A 19,066-nucleotide genomic window follows, 5' to 3' on the forward strand; every position below is an offset into this window, starting at 1 on the left:
CGGTCGACCTTGGTCGACCTCCGCGCGTAGCGCGGTGGTGTTGGCGCGCCCGTCACTGACCGGTGATGTGCCTGGCCAGCGCCTGCGCCTCGGCAATGCTCGGCAGCCCGCTCAGCATCATCGATTCCCCGAAGGGGCCTTTCACCGTCGCCACCATCAGCACGCGGCCGTCCACGCTGATCGCCGCGCGCTGGCCCACCAGGGCCGAGGTGCCATCGTGGATGCGCTGATGCGCTTCTGGCCGATAGCGGATCTGCAGGCCTGGCTGCTTGGCATCGTCCAGCACGTAGCGCACATCGGCGATGTCCGCACTGCCGGCAATCGGCGGCTCGCGCAGGGCCAGGGTTTCACCTTGCCAGTGCGCCGGAGTGCCGTTGCCAGCCGCATCGACCGCGCTCAGGCGCACGTCCACGCCGGCGCGCGGCGCATGATCCTTGCCTGCCAGCGCACCGGGCGTGGCACCCGGCATGCATCCGGCCAGCACCAGCGCCGCGCCGAGCAGGAGCGGAAGCGCGCCCCTCATTTCAGCTTCCGCAGCTTGAACGCCACCAGCACCTGCAGCAGCCCGTACAGCAGGCTGCCAATGCCGATCCACAGCGTGGTCACCGCCACGCCTGCGTATGGATTGGCCGCGAACAGCAACCCCAGCACCACCGCCAGCACGCCACTGAGGATCAGCAGCCACTCGCCCTGGATCTGCTTGCGCACGCGGATCGCGAAGACGATGCGATAGATGCCGGCTACCAGCAGCCACGCCGCCAGGAACAGCACCAGCACGCTGGCGGTGGCCAGCGGGTTGATCACCGCCAGGATGCCGAAGCCCAGCGAAGCGATGGCATACAGCGCCAGCCAGCCGCGCGAGGCGCCGCTGCCACCACTGATCAGTGCGAACAGGCTGATGACCCCTTCGATGATGGCCATCACGCCCAGCGTCCAGGCCAATGCCATGGCTGCGGACAGCGGCCAACCGATGGCGATGATGCCGAAGCCGAGCGCGACCAGGCCATACAGCAGCAGGATCCACCAGCTGCGGCCAACCGCTGACAACAAGGGAGACAAGGGGGAATTCATGGTCACTCCTTCGATCCGGAACCGGGTTCATCCTAGCCCGTGGCGATGAAGGGAGCGATCACGGCACCCGCGCGCACACCCATACCCGCACCTCTCTGGCGCCCACGCAGCGCAGGGTTTCGGCGATTTCCATCACCGTGCTGCCGGTGGTCATCACGTCGTCGACCACGGTCAGATGCGTGGGCACCGGCCCGTGGACATCGAACGCATCGAACAGGTTTTCCCTGCGCTGTTCGGCCGTGCGTTCGGACTGAGGTGCGGTGTGCCGCCGCCGGTACAGCCCCTGCCAGACCGGCAACGGCAGCAGCCGGCAGAGCTCGGCAGCCTGGTTGTAGCCGCGCTGGCGCAGGCGCCGGCGGTGCAGCGGCACCGGCACCAGCGGCGGGCAGGACCAGGGCGGTGGTGCGCGCTGCATCAACTGCGCCAGCAGGCGACCGGCCGCCAGGTCCTGATGGAACTTGTAGCGCAGCAGCAGCTGGTCCACCGGCGGCAGGTACAGCAGGCTGGCGTGGGTGGCCGTCTGCGGTGGTGCTTCCTCGCGGCAGCTGCCGCAGACGATCAGGCCCTCATCCGGCAACGGCAGTGCACACCGCAGGCAGGCGCGACCGGCCCAGGGCAGTCCGGCGAGGCAGGCGCGGCACAGATCGAGATCATCATGGCCCGGATCGCCGCAGACCAGGCAGCGCAGTGGCAGCAGGACACCCAGCAGTGCGCGGGAGACACGGGTTGCCGAATGCAGGAGATCAATACGCATTGCCCATACTTCATCGCGCTGCCCATGTGCGGCCATCGGCGAAGCACCGATCGCAGTGTCGGGACTGCCCGCAACTGCAGAGGGTGCTGCCGATCAGGAAAGGCGTCCGCCCTGCCCAGGCCCGGTTGATGCAACGGCCGACGCCGTCAACACCTCCGCCAACCCACGATAGATCGGCACCCGGCATACCAGACCGGACACGCCCCGCGCGATCAGCACCGTGGCCAGGATCGGCAGGAGCAGATCGCCGCTGTCGGTCAGCTCCAGCGAGATCACCGCCGAGGTCAGCGGTGCCTGGGTGACGCCGGTCAGGTAGGCGCACATGCCCAGCAGCACGAACGCGCGCGGATCCACGCCCGGCATCAGCACCGCCAGGTTGTGGCCCAGCCCCGCGCCGACCGCCAACGCGGGCGAGAACAGGCCGCCGGGTATGCCGGCCACGTACGATGCCAGGTTGGCCAGCAGCTTCATCAACCCGAACTCGTGGCCGACCAACGCCTGCCCCTGCACCAGGCTGCGCGCCTGTTCGTAGCCGGTGCCGAACGCGCCGTCGCCGAACGTCAAAGCCAGTGCCACCACCGCCAGGCCGCAGCCTGCGGCCAGCAGCACCGGATGCCGCTGGCGCAGCTGGCCCAGCCAACGCGGGCGGCCGGCCGCACTGGCCAGCACCGCGCGCGCGAACAGGCCGCCCAGCAACCCGGCCACCACGCCGCACAGCAGGATCGCCAGCCAGCCCTGCCCCAGCGGCAACCGCGCGCTCACATGGCCGAAGTAGGTGTAGTTGCCGAGCAGGCCCAGCGACACCACGCCACCGACGATCACCGCCGTCAGCAGGGTGCCGGAGAAGCGATGCTCGAAACGGCCGCTGAGCTCCTCGATGGCGAATACGATGCCAGCCAGCGGCGTGTTGAACGCCGCGGCAATGCCCGCTGCACCACCGGCCAGCAGGAAGTGCGAGAGCTCGCGAGGATCCTTGAAGCCGAACCAGCGGCCGAACAGGTACATCAGGCTGGCACCCACATGCACCGTGGGACCTTCGCGTCCGACGGACGCGCCGCCGAGCAGCGACAACGAGGTCAGCAGCAGCTTGCCGGCTGAGACCGCAGGCGAAAGATTGGTCTTCCGGAATGGCTCATCGGGCTTGTCCAACGCAGCGATGACCTGCGGAATGCCGCTGCCCCGCGTGGGCTTCAGCACGCCACTGGTCAACCAGGCCAGCAGCGCGAAGATGCCCGGCGTGAGCAGCAGGGCCCACCACGGCGAGTGCGCGGTGATGCGCTGGAACAGATGGAAGGCCGCGTCGCTGGCCTTGGCGAACAGGATGGCCACCAACGCCACGGCCACCGCGCCGCCCCAGAGCGCGGCACGGCGGCGCCAGGCCTCGCTGAGAACCAGCGCGGTGATGCGGCCGCGGAGGCGATGGAGATCGGTCATGGGGCACAGTCTGCGCGCCAGCGCTTGCGTTGGGCAGCGGTTATTGTGGCTGCAGGCCTTGCAGGATGCGGTGAAACGCGCGAGTGCGGGTGCTCGCCGATAGCACCTGCCCTGTGCAGCTACCTATGCGTGCAGGCGCTCCCGCCACCGGCGCTTCTCCACCGCTCGCACGTTGGGCTGCTGCCGCAGCCACTCCAGATACAGCTGCAGATGGGCCAGCTCGTCATCAGCCGGATCCCCGGTGAACTCACGCACCGCGACCAGATTTCCGTAGTTTCTGGCGTACTTGCCGGGCGTGTCATCGATACCGATCATCTGCTCCAAACGGAAGCCGTGGCGCTTCAGCTTGCCCAGCCGCTTCTGCGAGGTGTAACCGCCGGTTTCCCAATCACGGGCCGTGCTGCACCGCGGCGCGGACCACAGGAACGCCAGCGGACGCCCCGGCATCAGCCGGTCCACCAGCGGTTCGGCGTACAGTTGCCCGGACGACGTCCACACACCCACCGTGAAATGGGCAAAGGCATAGTCGAGGAATGCCTGCAGATGGGGCCGCAGGTAGACGTGGTAGCCGACGAGGCGGAAATCCGCGGCTCGCTCCAGTTCACGCTCGCTGGCATGCACCAGCGTCTCATCCAGATCGAGTATCAGCAGCTTTCCGCCCTGCGGCATCGTGTCCGGTTCCATGCGCATCCTTCTTTCATTGCCTCAGCTGCCGCCATCTTCTGGATGGACTTCAGCATGTGTCCTTCCAGCAGGTAGATGTAAGCACAGTTCCAGCCAGGTCCTGGTGGGCGCAAGCCTACTGCCGGACGCGCACTTCGCAACAGCCCATCCGCGTGAGGTCGCCCTGCGCCTGCAACATGCCCCGTTCCACCAGCATGCGTACACGCCCTGCATAGAACACATCGGGAATTCCCGATCGGCACTTCGGCTGCAGCGACATGACCATCCCCACAATGTAGGCGATCTTTCGGAACTGCCCGTCGCAGAGGGAGAACAGCTGCTCATCGATCGAGGCGATGTCCTCGCTGGTCAGCGCGGCGATGTTCTGCCGCGCCAGGTCAGTGAGATGGGCATCGTTGTCGGAGCGCTCGTCCGTATCGCGCAGGCAGCCATTGATGGCCAACAGGCGAACCAGCACATAGTGGCCGAAAGCCTCGAGCTCCTCCTTCGGCAACGTCGCCGGATCGAGCTGCCCTGCCGGGTAGTCCTTGAAGGTCACGAAGACGTGGTTCTTCCACTGCCCTGGCGTGTCGGACTGGCGCAGATCATCCAGCACCACGCGCAGGCCGCCGTCGGGCAGCTCGGCAAGGCTGCACAGCACCGCGTCGCGGCGGATCGGGTAGGGCTGGTAGCTGTTCATGGCACGTGCTCGCGCGTCCGTATGCAGCAATGAACTTACACCGTAGCGCCCATTCATGGCGGTCAACCAATGTAAACCAGATGAGAAGCAGCCAAGTTGACATGACTCACCAACCCACCCACACTGCCGCCCTCGCTTCACTCGTACCCCAAGGTCCCGCCATGGCTGCTGCCATCCGCCACGACTGGCAACACGACGAACTGCAGGCGCTGTTCGATCTGCCGTTCCCCGCGCTGCTGTTCCGCGCCGCCGCAGTCCATCGCGAGCACTTCGACCCAGCGCAGGTGCAGGTGTCCACGCTGTTGTCGGTGAAGACCGGCGGCTGCCCGGAAGACTGCGCGTACTGCCCGCAGGCACAGCGCTACAGCACCGGGGTGAACGCGCAGAAGCTGATGGACACCGACGCGGTGCTGGCCAAGGCACGCCAGGCCAAGGCTGCCGGCGCATCGCGCTTCTGCATGGGTGCCGCGTGGCGATCGCCGAAGGACCGCGACATCCCGAAGGTGGCGGCGATGATCGCCGGGGTGAGGGCGCTGGGCCTGGAAACCTGCGCCACGCTGGGCATGCTCAGTGGCGAGCAGGCGCGTGCGCTGAAGGACGCCGGCCTGGACTACTACAACCACAATCTCGACACCGCGCCGGACTACTACGATTCGATCATCCACACGCGCCAGTACCAGGACCGCCTGGACACGCTGGCGCACGTGCGCGATGCCGGTCTGAAAACCTGCTGCGGCGGCATTGTCGGCATGGGCGAGACGCGCGCGCAGCGCGTGGGCCTGCTGCTGGCGCTGGCCACGCTGCCGGCGCATCCCGATTCGGTGCCGATCAACAGGCTGGTGCAGGTGGCGGGCACGCCACTGCATGGCAGTGCCGAACTGGATCCGTTCGAGTTCGTGCGCATGATCGCGGTGGCACGCATCGCCATGCCGCGTTCGATGGTGCGGCTGTCGGCCGGTCGCGAGGCGATGAGCGACGAACTGCAGGCGCTGTGCTTCGTGGCCGGTGCCAACTCGATCTTCTACGGCGACAAGCTGCTGACCACCGGCAACCCGGAGAGCGAGCACGACCTGGCCCTGTTCGCGCGGCTGGGGTTGCAGCCGATGGCGGTGCAGGTGGATGCCGAGGGCCACGACCACGGCGGCACCGTGCACGCTGATATCAGCGCCGATGCGCCCGCCTGTGGCTGCGCTCACGCGGCCTGAGACGGGCCGCAAGCAGGCGCCGCGGCAACGCGCTACCCTAGCCGCCCCGTCGCCGCATTCAGCCGCCATGGCCCGCCCCGACCTGACCGCCCGCCTCCACGCCCAACGCGCCCTGCGCGATGCCCAAGGCCGTCGCCGCACGCGGCGCACGGTCAGCCGTCGTGATGGCGTCCGCCTGGAGGTGGACGGCCAGTGGCTGACCGGCTTCTGCAGCAACGATTACCTGGGCCTGGCCCAGCAGTTCAGCGTGGTCAACGCATTGCAGGATGCGGCCGCACGCGAAGGCTCCGGCGCGGGCGCCTCGCATCTGGTCTGCGGCCACCACGCTCTGCATGAGGCACTGGAGCGCGAAGTGGCGGAGTGGCTGGGCTACCCGCGCGCGCTGCTGTTCGGCAGTGGCTTCGCCGCCAACCTGGCCGTGCAGCAGGCGCTGCTGGGCGAAGAGAACGATGTGTGCGTGCAGGACAAGCTCAACCACGCCAGCCTGCTCGATGCGACGCGGCTGGCGGGTGCGCGCCTGCGCCGTTATCCGCACCTCGACGCCGAAGGCGCGATGCGCCAGCTCAAGCACGCGCCCGATGGCGCGGCGATGCTGGCCACCGACGGTGTGTTCAGCATGGATGGCGACATCGCACCGCTGCGTGCATTGTCGCTGGTGGCACGCCTGCAGCAGGCGCTGTTCTATGTGGACGATGCGCACGGCGTGGGCGTGGTCGGTGATGGCCGTGGTGCCGTGGCCGCCGCCGGGCTGGGCGTGGACGATGTGCCGCTGCAGCTGGTCACGCTGGGCAAGGCACTGGGCGGTTCCGGCGCGCTGGTGCTGGGCCGCGACGACCTGGTCCAGCACCTGGCCGAAACCGCACGCCCGTACATCTACACCACTGCGATGCCGCCGGCGCTGGCCGCCGCAGCACTGGAAGCGGTGCGCCTGGCGCGCCGTGACAACTGGCGGCGCTCGAAACTGACCGATCTGATCGCGCTGTTCCGCGGCGAAGCCCGCCGCCATGGCCTGGACCTGATGGCCTCGGAAACGCCGATCCAGCCGCTGCTGTGTGGCGATGACCATCGCGCCGTGGCGATGTCCCAGGCGTTGGAACAGGCCGGTTGGCTGGTCGGCGCGATCCGCCCGCCCACGGTTCCCGAAGGCAAGGCGCGCCTGCGCGTCACGCTGTCCGCGCTGCACACCCCCGAGCAGGTGCGTGGCCTGGTCGAAGCCATTGCCAGCGCGCGCGATCGCGTCAACCTGGCCGCGCGTGAGGCCGCGCCACCGCCGCTGCCTGTCTTCGCCTGAGCCTGTTGCCGTTTCCCCATGCATATCGACGTCACCGGCCAGGGGCCGGACCTGGTACTGATCCATGGCTGGGCCCTGCAGGGCGGCGTGTTCGCGCCGTTGGTGCAACGCCTGGCCGATCACTTCACCCTGCATCTGGTTGATCTGCCGGGCCATGGCCACAGCCGCGAGGACACCACGCCGCTGCGCCTGCCGTTCGTGGTCAATGCCATTGCCGCGGCCACGCCGCCTGCGGTGTGGTGCGGCTGGTCGCTGGGCGGCCTGTTCGCGCTGCACGCCGCCGCGACACTGCCGAAGGTGCGCGGGCTGGCGATGATCGCGGCCACGCCGCGCTTCGTGCGTGGCGAAGACTGGCCGCATGCGGTGGAGCCGGCGGTGTTCGAGCAGTTCGGGCGCGAGCTGGCCACCGACTTCGGTGGCACCCTGGAACGCTTCCTGGCGCTGGATGTCATGGGCTCGGCACACGCCCGCGAGGAGCTGCGCACGCTGCGCCAGCGCCTGGTCGAGCGCGGTGCACCCACCGAACGCGCCCTGCTGGAAGGCCTGCGCCTGCTGGAAAGCACCGACCTGCGTGGCGCACTGCCGACGCTGGCCAAGCCCAGCCTGTGGATCGCCGGCCAGCGTGACCGGCTGGTGTCTCCGGCGGCAATGCAGGCCGCCGCGGCACTGGCCCCCGGTGCGCAGGCGCTGACCATCGCCCACGGCGGCCATGCGCCCTTCCTCGGCCATGCCGACGAGGTGGCCGCCGCCCTGCAACACTTCGTTGCCGGCCTGTCACCGGCCGATGGCGGACAATGAGCGCCTTCCTCATTCCGCAGGATTGATGCATGGATCTGGGTATCAACGGCCGCTGGGCACTGGTCTGCGGCGCAAGCAAGGGGCTGGGCCTGGGCTGCGCGCGTGCGCTGGTGCGCGAGGGCGTCAACGTGGTGATCGTGGCCCGTGGTGAGGCTGCGCTGCAGGCCGCCGCCGAAGCGCTGCGCGCCCTGCCCGGCGCCGCCGAAGTCCGCGTGGCCGCCGCCGACGTGACCACCGAGGCCGGTCGCTCCGCAGCGCTCGCCGCGTGCCCGCAGGTGGACATCCTGGTCACCAATGCCGGTGGCCCGCCGCCGGGCGACTTCCGCAGTTTCGAGCGCGACGACTGGATCGCCGCACTGGACGCCAACATGCTGGCGCCGATCGCGCTGATCCGCGCCACCGTGGACGCGATGATCGCGCGTGGCTTCGGCCGCATCGTCAACATCACGTCTTCGGCGGTGAAGGCCCCGATCGACATCCTGGCGCTGTCCAACGGCGCGCGCAGCGGCCTGACCGGCTTCGTCGCCGGGCTGTCGCGCCGCACCGTGGCACACAATGTCACCATCAACAACCTGCTGCCCGGCCAGTTCGACACCGACCGCCTGCGCGCCAACTTCGCCCACAGTGCGGGCAAGGACGGCAATGCTGCCGAAGTGGCCGAACGCCGCCGCCAGCAGATCCCCGCCGGCCGCTTCGGCACGGCGGATGAATTCGGCGCGGCCTGCGCCTTCCTGTGCAGCGCACAGGCCGGTTACCTCACCGGGCAGAACCTGCTGATCGACGGCGGCGCCTACCCCGGTACGTTCTAAGAGACTTTCGCAATGCCGTCCCACTTCGATGCCCGCCATGTCCGCCGCGCGTTCGCCCGCGCCGCCAACAGCTACGACGCCGCCGCCGCCCTGCAGCGCGAGGTGCAGGCGCGGCTGGTGGAATCGCTGGACTACCTGGAGGCACGCAAGCCCGAGGTAGTGCTGGACATCGGCGCGGGTACCGGCCACGCCAGTGCGCTGATGAAGAAGCGCTGGCCGAAGGCGCAGGTGATCGCGCTGGACCTGGCGCTGCCGATGCTGGACCAGGCCAAGCGCCAGGCCGGCTGGTGGAAGCCGTTCCAGCGCCTGTGCGGCGACGCCGCCGCGCTGCCACTGGCCGACAACAGCGTGGACGTGATCTTCAGCAACCTGTGCCTGCAGTGGGTGGACGACCTGCCGGCAGTGTTCGCCGGCTTCCGTCGCGTGCTCAAGCCCGGCGGCCTGCTGCTGTGCTCCACCTTCGGCCCGGACACGCTGGTCGAACTCAATGAGGCCTTCGCAGCCGCCGATGATCGCCCGCACGTGAGCCGCTTCGCGCAGATCGCCCAGTTCGGCGATGCGCTGATGATGGCCGGTTTCCGCGACCCGGTGCTGGACCGCGACCTGTTCACCCTGACCTACGACGACCTGCCCTCGTTGATGCGGGAGCTGCGCGCGATGGGCGCGACCAATGCGCGGGTGGACCGCCGCCACACGCTGACCGGGCGTGGCCGCTTCGCCGCGGCGGCAGCGGCGTATGAACCGATGCGACGCGCCGACGGCAAGCTGCCCAGCAGCTGGGAAGTAATCTACGCCCACGCCTGGGCACCGGACCCGGGCGCACCGATCCGCGAAGGCGGGCATGACGTGGCCTCGGTGCCGGTGTCGGCGATTCCGATCCGGCGCAGGCAGACCTGACCGGCTGGTAGTGCCGGCCGCTGGCCGGCAACCTCACGTTTCCACGATGGGCGTCTGCCCAGATCAGGTTTCCGCCCTCAGGTATTGGCCGGCGAACTCAGCGGCGGCCGCACCAGGTCGCGGTGGAAGAAATAGATTTCCTGCACCAGGAAGCGCCAGCTGGTGTGGAAGCTGCGGAAGCGCGTGCTGGGCGTGGACGAGGCCAGCGCATCGATGCCCAGCGCCTTGCTCAGGCGCAGCGCGCGCGCCATGTGCAACGGGTCGCTGACGATGATCACCCGGTGCAGGTCGCGCTGGTCCATCAGCCGCTTGGCCTCGACCAGGTTCTGCACGGTGTTGCGCGAGGCGGTCTCGATCAGGATCGCATCGTCCGGCACGCCATGCTTGAGCGCATAGCGCCGCGCCACCTGCGATTCGGAAAAGCGCGCGCCGGTGCCACCGTAGCCGCCGGTGAAGATCAGCAGTGGCGCGTACCGGGCTTCATAGAGATCCAGGCCATGACGGATGCGTTCTTCGAATACCGGCGACGGCTTGGCGTCATAGGCCGCCGCACCGAGCACGATGATGGCGTCGGCCTTGGCTGCCTGGTCGCGCTCCCCCACCCAGACGATCCAGGCGGTCACGCCCAGCAGCCAGACCACCAGCAGCACGAACAGCCGCCACAGCCAGCCCAGCAGGCCGGTGCGGGGCCGGTGCCCGTCGCGGCTCAAGGCGCCCCCCAACGCAGCGCGGGCAGGTCGACATTGCCACCGGACAGCACCAGGCCCACCCGCAGGCCGGCAAACCGCTGCGGCTGTGCCAGTACCGCGGCCAGCACGGTGGCCGAGGACGGCTCGACCACCTGCTTGAGCACCTCCCACAGCAGGCGCATCGCGGCCATGGTGGCGGCGTCGTCGACCACGATCACCTCGACGCCGGCCGCGCGCAGCAGCGCGAAGTTGGGGGCGCCGATCAGGGTACGCAGGCCGTCGCAGATGGTGTCAGGGGTGAACGCGCCCTGGCGCTCGCCTGCGGCCAGCGAGCGCGCGGTGTCGTCGGCACCGGCCGGTTCGGCCAGCACCAGCCGGGTCTGGGGACTGGCGAACTGCAGGGCCCGGGCGGTACCGCTGGCCAGGCCGCCCCCTCCGACTGGGACTACCAGCACGTCGAACGGACCGTCGCTGTGCAGCAGCTCCAGGGCCGCGGTGCCCTGCCCGGCCATCACCGCCGGGTCCGCATAGGGATGGACCAGGGTCGCGCCGGTATCGGCCTGTACTTTGGCGCAGGCGGCCTCGCGGTCGGCGATGGTCGGCGGGCAGCGCCAGAGCGTGGCACCGTGGCGGGCGATGTTGGCCAGCTTGGCCGCCACCGCACCTTCGGGCACCACCACGTGGCAGGGAATGCCACGGGTGCGCGCGGCCAGGGCCAGGGCAGCGCCGTGGTTGCCGGACGAATGGGTGACCACGCCGGCACGGGCGCGATCGGCATCCAGCGACCACACCGCGTTGCAGGCCCCGCGGAACTTGAATGCGCCGCCGCGCTGCAGGTGCTCGGCCTTGAACGCCAGCTGCGCGCCGGCCAGCGCATCAAGCGTGCGCGAGCGCAGCACCGGGGTCACGCTGGCGTGCGGCGCGATCCGCGCAGCGGCAGCCAGGACATCGTCGGCACGGGGCAACAGTGAATCGCTCATGACGCAAGATTAACGTATGGCCCCACGCTGGCGACCCCGGCACAGGTCATGCCAGCATGAGGGCCTTCACCTCCATTCATCCTGGGCAGTGAAGTTAAGGGCCGATTCAACGCCTGCGCACGAAGCTGACTGCACAACCCGTCCTCTGGGGGGACCCACCATGAAAACGCGCCTGATGCTTGCCGGTGGCCTGTTGCTGGCCCTGACCGGCTGCACCACCTACGACTATGTCGGCGGTGGCCGCAGCGGCAGCTACTACCACGGTGCGCCGTCGGTGGAGTACCGCTACCCGGCCGGCTATCCCTACAACTACGGCTACCCTTACTACGGCGGCTATGGCGGCTACTACGGCGGCTATGGCAATCCGTACTACTCGCGCCCGATCTACCGCCCGCCGCACAACCACCGTCCGCCACCGCGCCCGCCCGGCAACGGTGGCGAGAACCGTCCGCCGCCGCCGCCGCGGCCGTCGTACAACGGCGGTTCGCCGTGGCGGAACATGGACTCGATGCGTCGCCCGCCGCAGTCGAACATCCAGCCGTCGGCGCCGCCGCCGCCGGCCCGTCCGACCCCGGCGCCGAGCGCGCCGAGGATGAACGGTTCCCCGTGGCGCAACATGGATCGTGGGACGCAGCGCACAGTTGAGCGCTGAACCGTCTTGCATTTCACCCGGTCCAGGTTGCACTCTACGGAACCGGTGACGGCCCGCGTCACAAAGTGACAAAAAGCGAGACGGGCCGCCGCAAAAATCTCTACGTCGATATCCGACAGGAACATCTGGATCCCCCCTGTTCCGGCCCTGTCGGATGTCGGCACCTCTGAAGACAGACGGCCCCGCACTGCGGGGCCGTCTGTTTTGCCGGGTCGCCAACCGGAGAGAGCCCCAGCGTCGGTAGATCCACGCCATGCGTGGTCGGGCCTTTCCCGGCAATCCCAAAAAAACAGGGCCGGACAGTCCCCCGACTGCCGGCCCTCTGCTCCCCCACCGTGCGCCTGTACCGGCCCCTGTTCCAATTCCGGTCACGGGCGCCTGCGGCGCCAGCCACGGTGGGTGCTATTGGGTTATCTGCAATAATCCTGCCAACTTTAGGGCTGATTTCGACGCCGGCCGGCCGGCACCGACGCCGCGGCCCCGAATGGCGCTAAAATCGCCACCCCGGCGCCGCCCCGGCCGCGCCTGCCCCCAGCTGAACAGCCCCATGAACCCGTCCTTCCATCGTTACGACGTCATCGTCATCGGCGGTGGCCACGCCGGCACCGAAGCCGCGCTGGCCGCGGCCCGTACCGGCGTGCGCACCCTGCTGCTGACCCACAACATCGAAACGGTGGGCGCGATGAGCTGCAACCCGGCCATCGGAGGCATCGGCAAGGGCCACCTGGTCAAGGAAATCGACGCCCTGGGCGGTGCGATGGCGCATGCCGCCGACCGTGCCGGCATCCAGTGGCGCACCCTCAATGCCTCCAAGGGCCCGGCCGTGCGCGCCACCCGCTGCCAGGCCGACCGCAACCTGTACCGCATGGCGATCCGCGCCATCGTTGAAGGCCAGGCCAACCTGACCGTGTTCCAGGCGGCCGTCGATGACCTGGTCATCGACGGCGACGCCGTGCGCGGGGTCATCACCCAGACCGGCCTGCGCTTCGATGCCGAGGCCGTGGTGCTGACCGCCGGCACCTTCCTGGCCGGCAAGATCCATGTCGGCCCGACCCAGTACGCCGCCGGCCGCATGGGCGACCCGCCGGCCACCACGCTGGCGGCGCGCCTGCGCGAGCGCCCGTTCCAGGTGGACCGCCTGAAGACCGGCACGCCACCGCGCATCGACGGCCGCTCGCTGGACTACAGCGTGATGGACGAGCAGCCCGGCGATTCGCCGCGCCCGGTGATGTCCTTCCTGGGTTCGGTGGACGAGCATCCGCAGCAGGTCAGCTGCTGGATCACCCACACCACCGAACAGACCCACCAGATCATCCGCGACGCGCTGCACCGCTCGCCGCTGTACAGCGGCCAGATCGAAGGCATCGGCCCGCGCTACTGCCCGTCCATCGAGGACAAGGTGGTGCGCTTCGCCGAGAAGGCCAGCCACCAGATCTTCGTCGAACCCGAAGGCCTGGGCATCGTCGAGATCTACCCCAACGGCATCTCCACCTCGCTGCCGTTCGACGTGCAGCTGGAGATGGTGCGCAGCATCCGCGGCTTCGGCAACGCGCACATCACCCGCCCCGGCTACGCGATCGAGTACGACTTCTTCGATCCACGCGGGTTGAAGGCTTCGCTGGAAACCAAGCTGGTCAACGGCCTGTTCTTCGCCGGCCAGATCAACGGCACCACCGGCTATGAAGAAGCCGCCGCGCAGGGCCTGCTGGCCGGCCTCAACGCCGCACGCCAGGTGCGTGGGCTGGACGGCTGGTGCCCGCGTCGCGACGAGGCCTACCTGGGCGTGCTGGTGGATGACCTGATCACCCACGGTACCAACGAGCCGTACCGCATGTTCACCAGCCGCGCCGAATACCGCCTGCAGCTGCGCGAGGACAACGCCGACCAGCGCCTGACCCCGGCCGGCCGCGAGATGGGCCTGGTGGATGACCAGCGCTGGAGCGCGTTCGAGACCAAGCAGGCCGCCGTCGCCGCCGAGCGCGCGCGCCTGGGCGCGCTGTGGGCGACCCCGGCCAATGCGCTGGGCCGCGAAGTGCAGGACACGCTGGGCGTGGCGGTCAGCCGCGAAACCAACGTGCTGGACCTGATCAAGCGCCCCGAGCTGGATTACGCGCAGCTGATGCAGGTGCCGTCGCTGGGCCCGGCCGTGGCCGACGCCAAGGTGGCCGAGCAGGTGGAGATCGGCGTGAAGTACGCCGGCTACCTGGACCGCCAGCGCGAGGAGATCGAGCGCCAGCAGCGGCATGAAGCCACGCCGATCGCCGAAGGCTTCGACTACGCCACGGTGCGCGGGCTGTCGGCCGAAGCGCTGCAGAAACTGGAGCGCGTGCGCCCGCAGACCATCGGCCAGGCGCAGCGCATCCCGGGCATGACCCCCGCGGCAATCTCGCTGCTGCTGGTGCACCTGGAGCGTGCACGCCGGGGCCGCGTGGCGTAGGCAGCACCGTCCGCTTCTGGTGGGTGCCGACCTTGGTCGGCACGAATCATCAGATCGCGACACTCCATGCTTCCGTGCCGACTAAGGTCGGCACCTACCAGAGCAGGGCGCGTTACCGTGCGTCTGCGCCACCGCCCAGCACCTTGAACAGCGTCACCCGGTTTCCCGCTTCCTGCTGCTGCAGCGCGATCAGGTCCTGCTGCGCGGCAAACAGGCTGCGCTGCGCATCCAGCGCCTGCAGATAGCCGTCCAGCCCGGTGCGATAGCGCGCCTCGGCCAGCGTGTAGCTGCGCTGGCTGGCGGCGACCAGTGCCCGTTGTGCCTCCATCTGCGCGCCCAGGTGATCGCGCGTGGCCAGGGCATCGGCCACTTCACTGAAGGCCTGCTGGATCGCCTTCTCGTACTGCGCGATGCCGATGTCCTTGCCAATCTTCGAGGCATCCAGTGAGGCCTTCAACGCACCGGCGTGGAAGATCGGCGCCGTGATGCTGGGCGCGAACGACCAGCCGCGGGTGCCGGCCGAGAACAGCGTCGACAACGCGGTGGAGCTGTGGCCGTAGTTGGCAGTCAGCGTCAGCGTCGGGAAGAACGCGGCGCGCGCGGCGCCGATATCGGCGTTGGCCGCCTGCAACGCGTGTTCGGCGGACAGCACGTCCGGACGCTGCAGCAGCACGCTCGAGGGCAGGTTGGAAGGCAACGGCGCCAGCCCCACGGTGCCGTCCAGTGCCTGTGCGCTGGGCAGCAATGCCGCGTCCAGCGGAGCACCCACCAGTAACTGCAGCGCATCACGATCCTGCGCCTGCTGGGTCTGCAGCCTGGCCAGCGCAGCGCGCGCGGCGTCCACACTGGTCTGCACCTGCGACAGGTCCAGGCCCGAGGCCAGGCCTTGTGCATGGCGGGCCTCGGTGCGCTGCAGGGTCTGCTGCTGACTGTCCAGCGTCTGCCGGGTGAACGCCAGCGACTGCTCGTCGGCCGCCAGCGCCAGCCAGGCCGTGGCCACTTCGGCGACCAGGCTGGTGCGCGCCGCACGCTGGTTCTCGGCACTGGCCAGCCAGTTCTGCAGAGCCTCGTTCTTCAGGCTGCGGATGCGCCCGAACAGGTCCAGTTCCCAGCTGCTGAAGCCCACCTGCACGGCATCGGCTTCGGTCACCTGGCTGACGCCGATCTCGCTGTTGGCATCACTCACCCGCGAGCGGGTGATGCTGCCGCTGGCATCCACCGATGGCAGCAGCGCCGCACGCTGGATGCGGTACTGCGCGCGTTCCTTCTCCACCTGCAGCACCGCCACGCGCAGGTCGCGGTTGTTCTGCAGTGCCAGCGCGATGACCTGCTGCAGGCGCGGTTCCAGGAACACCTCGCGCCAGGCCGGCATCGCCAGTGCTGGCCCGGTCTCGCCGGTGGCGGCATTGGCGAACTGTGCCGGCACCGGCGCCTCGGGGCGCTGGTAGTGCGGGGCCATGCTCACGCAGCCGCCCAGCACGGTGGTCATCGTTGCGGCCGCCAGGGCGCGCAGCAGCATCGGCTTCATGGGCGTGCCTCCGGGGCAGTGGCGTCGGCCGGCGCACGGCCCGGGAACAGGCGGCGCACCAGCAGGTAGAACAACGGCACGAAGAACATGCCCAGCACCATCGAGGCAACCGTGCCGCCGGCCACGCCGGTACCCAGCGAACGGCGCGCGGCCGAACCGGCGCCGGTGGCGAACACCAGCGGCAACACACCCATCAGGAACGCCAGCGAGGTCATCACGATCGGGCGCAGCCGCAGATAGACCGCCTGCAGGATCGCTTCGCGGGTGCGCTTGCCCTGCTGCTCGAGGATGCGCGCGAACTCGACGATCAGGATGCCGTTCTTCGCAGCCAGGCCAATCGTGGTCAACAGACCGACCTGGAAGTACACGTCGTTGTTGAGGCCACGCAGGTTCATCATCAGCACGGCGCCGAACACGCCTACCGGCACCGCCAGCATCACCGCGAACGGTACCGCCCAGCTTTCATACAGCGCGGCCAGGCACAGGAACACGAACAGCAGCGAGATGGCGTACAGCATCGGCGCCTGGTTGCCCGACAGCTGTTCCTGGTAGGCCATGTCCGACCAGGCGTGGCTGAAGCCATCCGGCAGTGTGTCGGCCAGGCGCGCGATCTCGGCCATCGCCTCGCCGGAACTGACGCCTGGCGCCGGCTGGCCGGTGATCTCCATCGCCGACACGCCGTTGTAGCGCTGCAATGCGGCCGGTGCACTGGTCCAGTGCGCACTGACCAGCGACGACAGCGGCACCATCTGGCCGGCCTGGTTGCGCACGCTCCAGCGCTCGATGTCCTGCGGCTGCATGCGGGCTTCGGCCGTGCCCTGGATGAACACCTTCTTGATGCGGCCCTTGTAGATGAAGTTGTTGACGAAGTCGCCACCCAGCGCGGCGTTCAAGGTGTCATTGATGTCCTGCGGATTGACGCCCATCGCCTGCGCCTTGGCGTCGTCCACCTTCACCGCGTACACCGGCGCGTCTTCCAGGCTGGCGTAGCGCACGTTGACCAGCTTCGGATCCTTGGCAGCGTCCTTCAGCAGCGTGTTGCGCGCGGCCACGGCGGCGGCATGGCCGGCACCGCCTTCGTCCTGCAGTTCCAGGGTGAAGCCACCGGCATCGCCGAGGCCGAGGATGGCCGGTGGCGAGGTGATGAACACCTGCGCATCGGGCACGCTGGCCATGGCCGCGGTCAAGCGCGCGGCGATGGTATCGGCATCGTCCTTGCGGTCGTCCCAATCCTTCAGCCGGATGAAGGCCTGGCCGACGTTCTGGCCACTGCCGCTGACACTGAAACCTGCGGTGGCCTGGATTGACAGTACGCTGTCGTCCTTCACCGCGGCGGCGCTCAGGCGATCCATCACGGCACGGGTCTGCTCCAGGGTGGACCCGGCGGGCAGCTTCACCAGCGCGTTGAGCATGCCCTGGTCTTCATCGGGCAGGAACGCGCCCGGCAGGTGCCACAACAACAGGCCGGTGGCCACGCTCAGCACCAGGTAGAACAGTACGCCCAGCGTGCGCCGGCCGAGGAAGCGGTCGACGCGATGGCGCAGTCGGTTGGAGGTGCGCTCGAAGCGATGGTTGAACCAGATGAAGAACTTGCCCAGCAGGCCCGGCTCGCCAGCGTGGTCGCCATGCGGATGGCCGCCCTTGGGAATCTGGTGCAGGATGCTGCCGCACAGCGCCGGGGTGATGGTCATCGCCACCAGCACCGACAGGATCATCGCAGCGGCGATCGTCACCGAGAACTGGCGATAGATCACGCCGGTGACACCGCTGAAGAACGCCATCGGCAGGAACACCGCGGTCAGCACCAGCACGATGCCGACCAGCGCGCCGGTGATCTGGCCCATCGCCTTCAACGTGGCTGGCTTCGGTGCCAGCCCTTCGAAGGTCATCACCCGCTCCACGTTCTCCACCACCACGATGGCGTCGTCCACCAGCAGGCCGATGGCCAGCACCAGCGCGAACATGGTCAGCGTATTGATCGAATAGCCGAAGGCGGCCAGCACGCCGAAGGTGCCCAGCAGCACCACCGGCACCGCGATGGTCGGGATCAGCGTGGCCCGCCAGTTCTGCAGGAACAGGTACATCACCAGCACGACCAGCGCGATCGCCTCGATCAGGGTGATCACCACTTCCTTCAGCGAGATGGTCACGAACGGCGTGGTGGTGAACGCCACGTGGTAGGTGTAGCCATGCGGCCAGTACTTCTGCAGCTGCTGCAGTCGTGCCTCGACGGCCTTGGAGACGGCGATGGCGTTGGCACCGGCGTTGAGCTCGATGCCCAGCGAGGCCGACGGCTTGCCGTTGAACGTGCTGATGCTGTCATAGCTTTCCGGGCCCAGGCCGATCGTCGCCACGTCGCCCAGGTGCACCACGCTGCCATTGGCATCGGCCTTGAGCACCACCTGCGCGAACTGCTCGGGCGTGTGCAGGCGGCTGCGCGCGGTCACGGTCGCGTCCAGCTGCTGGCCCTTCAGCGCCGGCTGGCCACCGAGTTCACCGGCCGACACGTCGGTGTTCTGCGCCTGCAGTGCGGTCTCGATGTCCGACGGCATCAGCGCGTACTGGCGCATCTTTTCCGGGTCCAGCCAGATACGCATGGCGTATTCCTGGCCGATCGGCTGGATGTTGCCGACACCGCTGACGCGGCTGATCTGGTCGTCGATGCGCGCTTCCATGAAGTTGGCGACATCGAAGTTGTCCATGCTGCCGTCTTCGCTGGTGAACGACAGCACCTCGAAGATCGAACCGCTGGACTTGGTGATGGTCAGGCCGTTCTGCTGCACCGCCTGCGGCAGCGTCGCCATCGCGGCCTGCAGCTGATTCTGCACCTGCACCTGCGCGGTGTCCGGGTTGGTGCCGGTGGCGAACACCAGGTTGACCTGCGCCGAGCCATCGGAAGCACTGGTCGAGGTCATGTACATCAGGTGGTCCAGGCTCTGCTGGGACTGCTCGATGACCTGGGTGACCGCGTTTTCCACGGTCTGCGACGAGGCGCCGGTGTAGGTGGCGCGGATGGTGATGGTGGGCGGGGCGATCTGCGGGTAGCGGTCCACCGGCAGGATCAGGATCGCGAGCAGGCCGAGCAGGCTGACCGCGATGGCGATCACCCAGGCAAAGATCGGCCGGTCGATGAAGAAACGAACCATGCGCGGCAGGCC

General features: G+C 68.7%; 17 protein-coding genes. 7 read left to right on the forward strand and 10 right to left on the reverse strand.

The window, feature by feature from the left end; translation table 11 throughout:
• Window positions 1-52: 52 nt before the first annotated feature.
• From AC5P6H_RS03770 to AC5P6H_RS03795, 6 genes are all read right to left on the reverse strand, one after another.
• Complete coding sequence (locus AC5P6H_RS03770) at window positions 53-523, reverse strand: SecDF P1 head subdomain-containing protein (protein WP_046433045.1); 471 nt, start codon at window positions 521-523, stop codon at window positions 53-55.
• The gene (locus AC5P6H_RS03775; RefSeq protein WP_014648758.1) at window positions 520-1,071 is read right to left on the reverse strand and encodes an HdeD family acid-resistance protein; all 552 of its coding nucleotides are present in this window, start codon (window positions 1,069-1,071) and stop codon (window positions 520-522) included. Before AC5P6H_RS03775 ends, AC5P6H_RS03770 begins: the two co-directional genes overlap by 4 nt.
• A 58-nt stretch (window positions 1,072-1,129) precedes the next feature.
• Entirely contained in the window at window positions 1,130-1,825 is a 696-nt protein-coding gene (locus AC5P6H_RS03780) for a ComF family protein (protein ID WP_014648759.1), read from the reverse strand.
• Between the two features lie 93 nt (window positions 1,826-1,918).
• Window positions 1,919-3,259, reverse strand: coding sequence for a chloride channel protein (locus AC5P6H_RS03785; protein WP_014648760.1), 1,341 nt, complete (start codon window positions 3,257-3,259; stop codon window positions 1,919-1,921).
• A gap of 123 nt (window positions 3,260-3,382) precedes the next feature.
• A complete protein-coding gene (locus AC5P6H_RS03790; RefSeq protein WP_197574976.1) occupies window positions 3,383-3,943 on the reverse strand; it encodes an HAD family hydrolase in 561 nt (186 codons plus the stop codon).
• Between the two features lie 115 nt (window positions 3,944-4,058).
• Window positions 4,059-4,622 carry a DUF3658 domain-containing protein gene (locus AC5P6H_RS03795; protein WP_241887289.1) on the reverse strand — a complete coding sequence of 188 codons (564 nt, stop codon included), beginning with the start codon at window positions 4,620-4,622 and terminating at the stop codon, window positions 4,059-4,061.
• Between the two features lie 161 nt (window positions 4,623-4,783).
• On the opposite strand from AC5P6H_RS03795, the gene bioB reads away from it, so the two are divergent.
• The 5 genes from bioB (at window position 4,784) to bioC (ending at window position 9,622) form a co-directional block, all read left to right on the forward strand.
• Window positions 4,784-5,827, forward strand: coding sequence for a biotin synthase BioB (bioB, locus tag AC5P6H_RS03800; protein ID WP_495202322.1), 1,044 nt, complete (start codon window positions 4,784-4,786; stop codon window positions 5,825-5,827).
• 67 nt (window positions 5,828-5,894) lie between these two features.
• On the forward strand, window positions 5,895-7,118 hold the full coding sequence (bioF, locus tag AC5P6H_RS03805) for an 8-amino-7-oxononanoate synthase (protein WP_197605265.1): 1,224 nt from the start codon (window positions 5,895-5,897) through the stop codon (window positions 7,116-7,118).
• An 18-nt stretch (window positions 7,119-7,136) separates the two neighbouring features.
• Window positions 7,137-7,916, forward strand: a complete 780-nt coding sequence (gene bioH / locus AC5P6H_RS03810) for a pimeloyl-ACP methyl ester esterase BioH (RefSeq protein ID WP_014648764.1) — start codon at window positions 7,137-7,139, stop codon at window positions 7,914-7,916.
• A 29-nt stretch (window positions 7,917-7,945) separates the two neighbouring features.
• Window positions 7,946-8,725 carry an SDR family oxidoreductase gene (locus AC5P6H_RS03815; RefSeq protein WP_111206568.1) on the forward strand — a complete coding sequence of 260 codons (780 nt, stop codon included), beginning with the start codon at window positions 7,946-7,948 and terminating at the stop codon, window positions 8,723-8,725.
• A 12-nt stretch (window positions 8,726-8,737) separates the two neighbouring features.
• A complete protein-coding gene (gene bioC, locus AC5P6H_RS03820; protein WP_495202323.1) occupies window positions 8,738-9,622 on the forward strand; it encodes a malonyl-ACP O-methyltransferase BioC in 885 nt (294 codons plus the stop codon).
• A 77-nt stretch (window positions 9,623-9,699) separates the two neighbouring features.
• Here the strand turns inward: bioC and AC5P6H_RS03825 are convergent, their stop codons facing one another.
• Window positions 9,700-10,344: a YdcF family protein gene (locus AC5P6H_RS03825; protein WP_032957535.1), complete on the reverse strand. Its 645-nt coding sequence runs from the start codon at window positions 10,342-10,344 to the stop codon at window positions 9,700-9,702.
• The gene (locus AC5P6H_RS03830) at window positions 10,329-11,291 is read right to left on the reverse strand and encodes a pyridoxal-phosphate dependent enzyme (protein ID WP_014648768.1); all 963 of its coding nucleotides are present in this window, start codon (window positions 11,289-11,291) and stop codon (window positions 10,329-10,331) included. The genes AC5P6H_RS03825 and AC5P6H_RS03830 overlap by 16 nt, the downstream gene beginning before the upstream one ends.
• A gap of 160 nt (window positions 11,292-11,451) precedes the next feature.
• On the opposite strand from AC5P6H_RS03830, the gene AC5P6H_RS03835 reads away from it, so the two are divergent.
• Window positions 11,452-11,943, forward strand: coding sequence for a hypothetical protein (locus AC5P6H_RS03835; RefSeq protein WP_032957537.1), 492 nt, complete (start codon window positions 11,452-11,454; stop codon window positions 11,941-11,943).
• 547 nt (window positions 11,944-12,490) lie between these two features.
• Window positions 12,491-14,380 (forward strand): tRNA uridine-5-carboxymethylaminomethyl(34) synthesis enzyme MnmG, encoded by a 1,890-nt coding sequence (mnmG, locus tag AC5P6H_RS03840; protein ID WP_227864355.1) that lies wholly within the window; start codon window positions 12,491-12,493, stop codon window positions 14,378-14,380.
• Window positions 14,381-14,492: 112 nt separating this feature from the next.
• Here mnmG and smeC read toward each other — a convergent pair whose 3' ends face one another.
• Both smeC and smeB read right to left on the reverse strand, forming a co-directional pair.
• Window positions 14,493-15,908 (reverse strand): multidrug efflux transporter outer membrane subunit SmeC, encoded by a 1,416-nt coding sequence (smeC, locus tag AC5P6H_RS03845; RefSeq protein WP_262225235.1) that lies wholly within the window; start codon window positions 15,906-15,908, stop codon window positions 14,493-14,495.
• On the reverse strand, window positions 15,905-19,054 hold the full coding sequence (smeB, locus tag AC5P6H_RS03850; protein WP_262225233.1) for a multidrug efflux RND transporter permease subunit SmeB: 3,150 nt from the start codon (window positions 19,052-19,054) through the stop codon (window positions 15,905-15,907). The genes smeC and smeB overlap by 4 nt, the downstream gene beginning before the upstream one ends.
• Window positions 19,055-19,066 lie beyond the last annotated feature (12 nt).

The organism is Stenotrophomonas sp. YJH_SMC_110 (assembly GCF_059369255.1).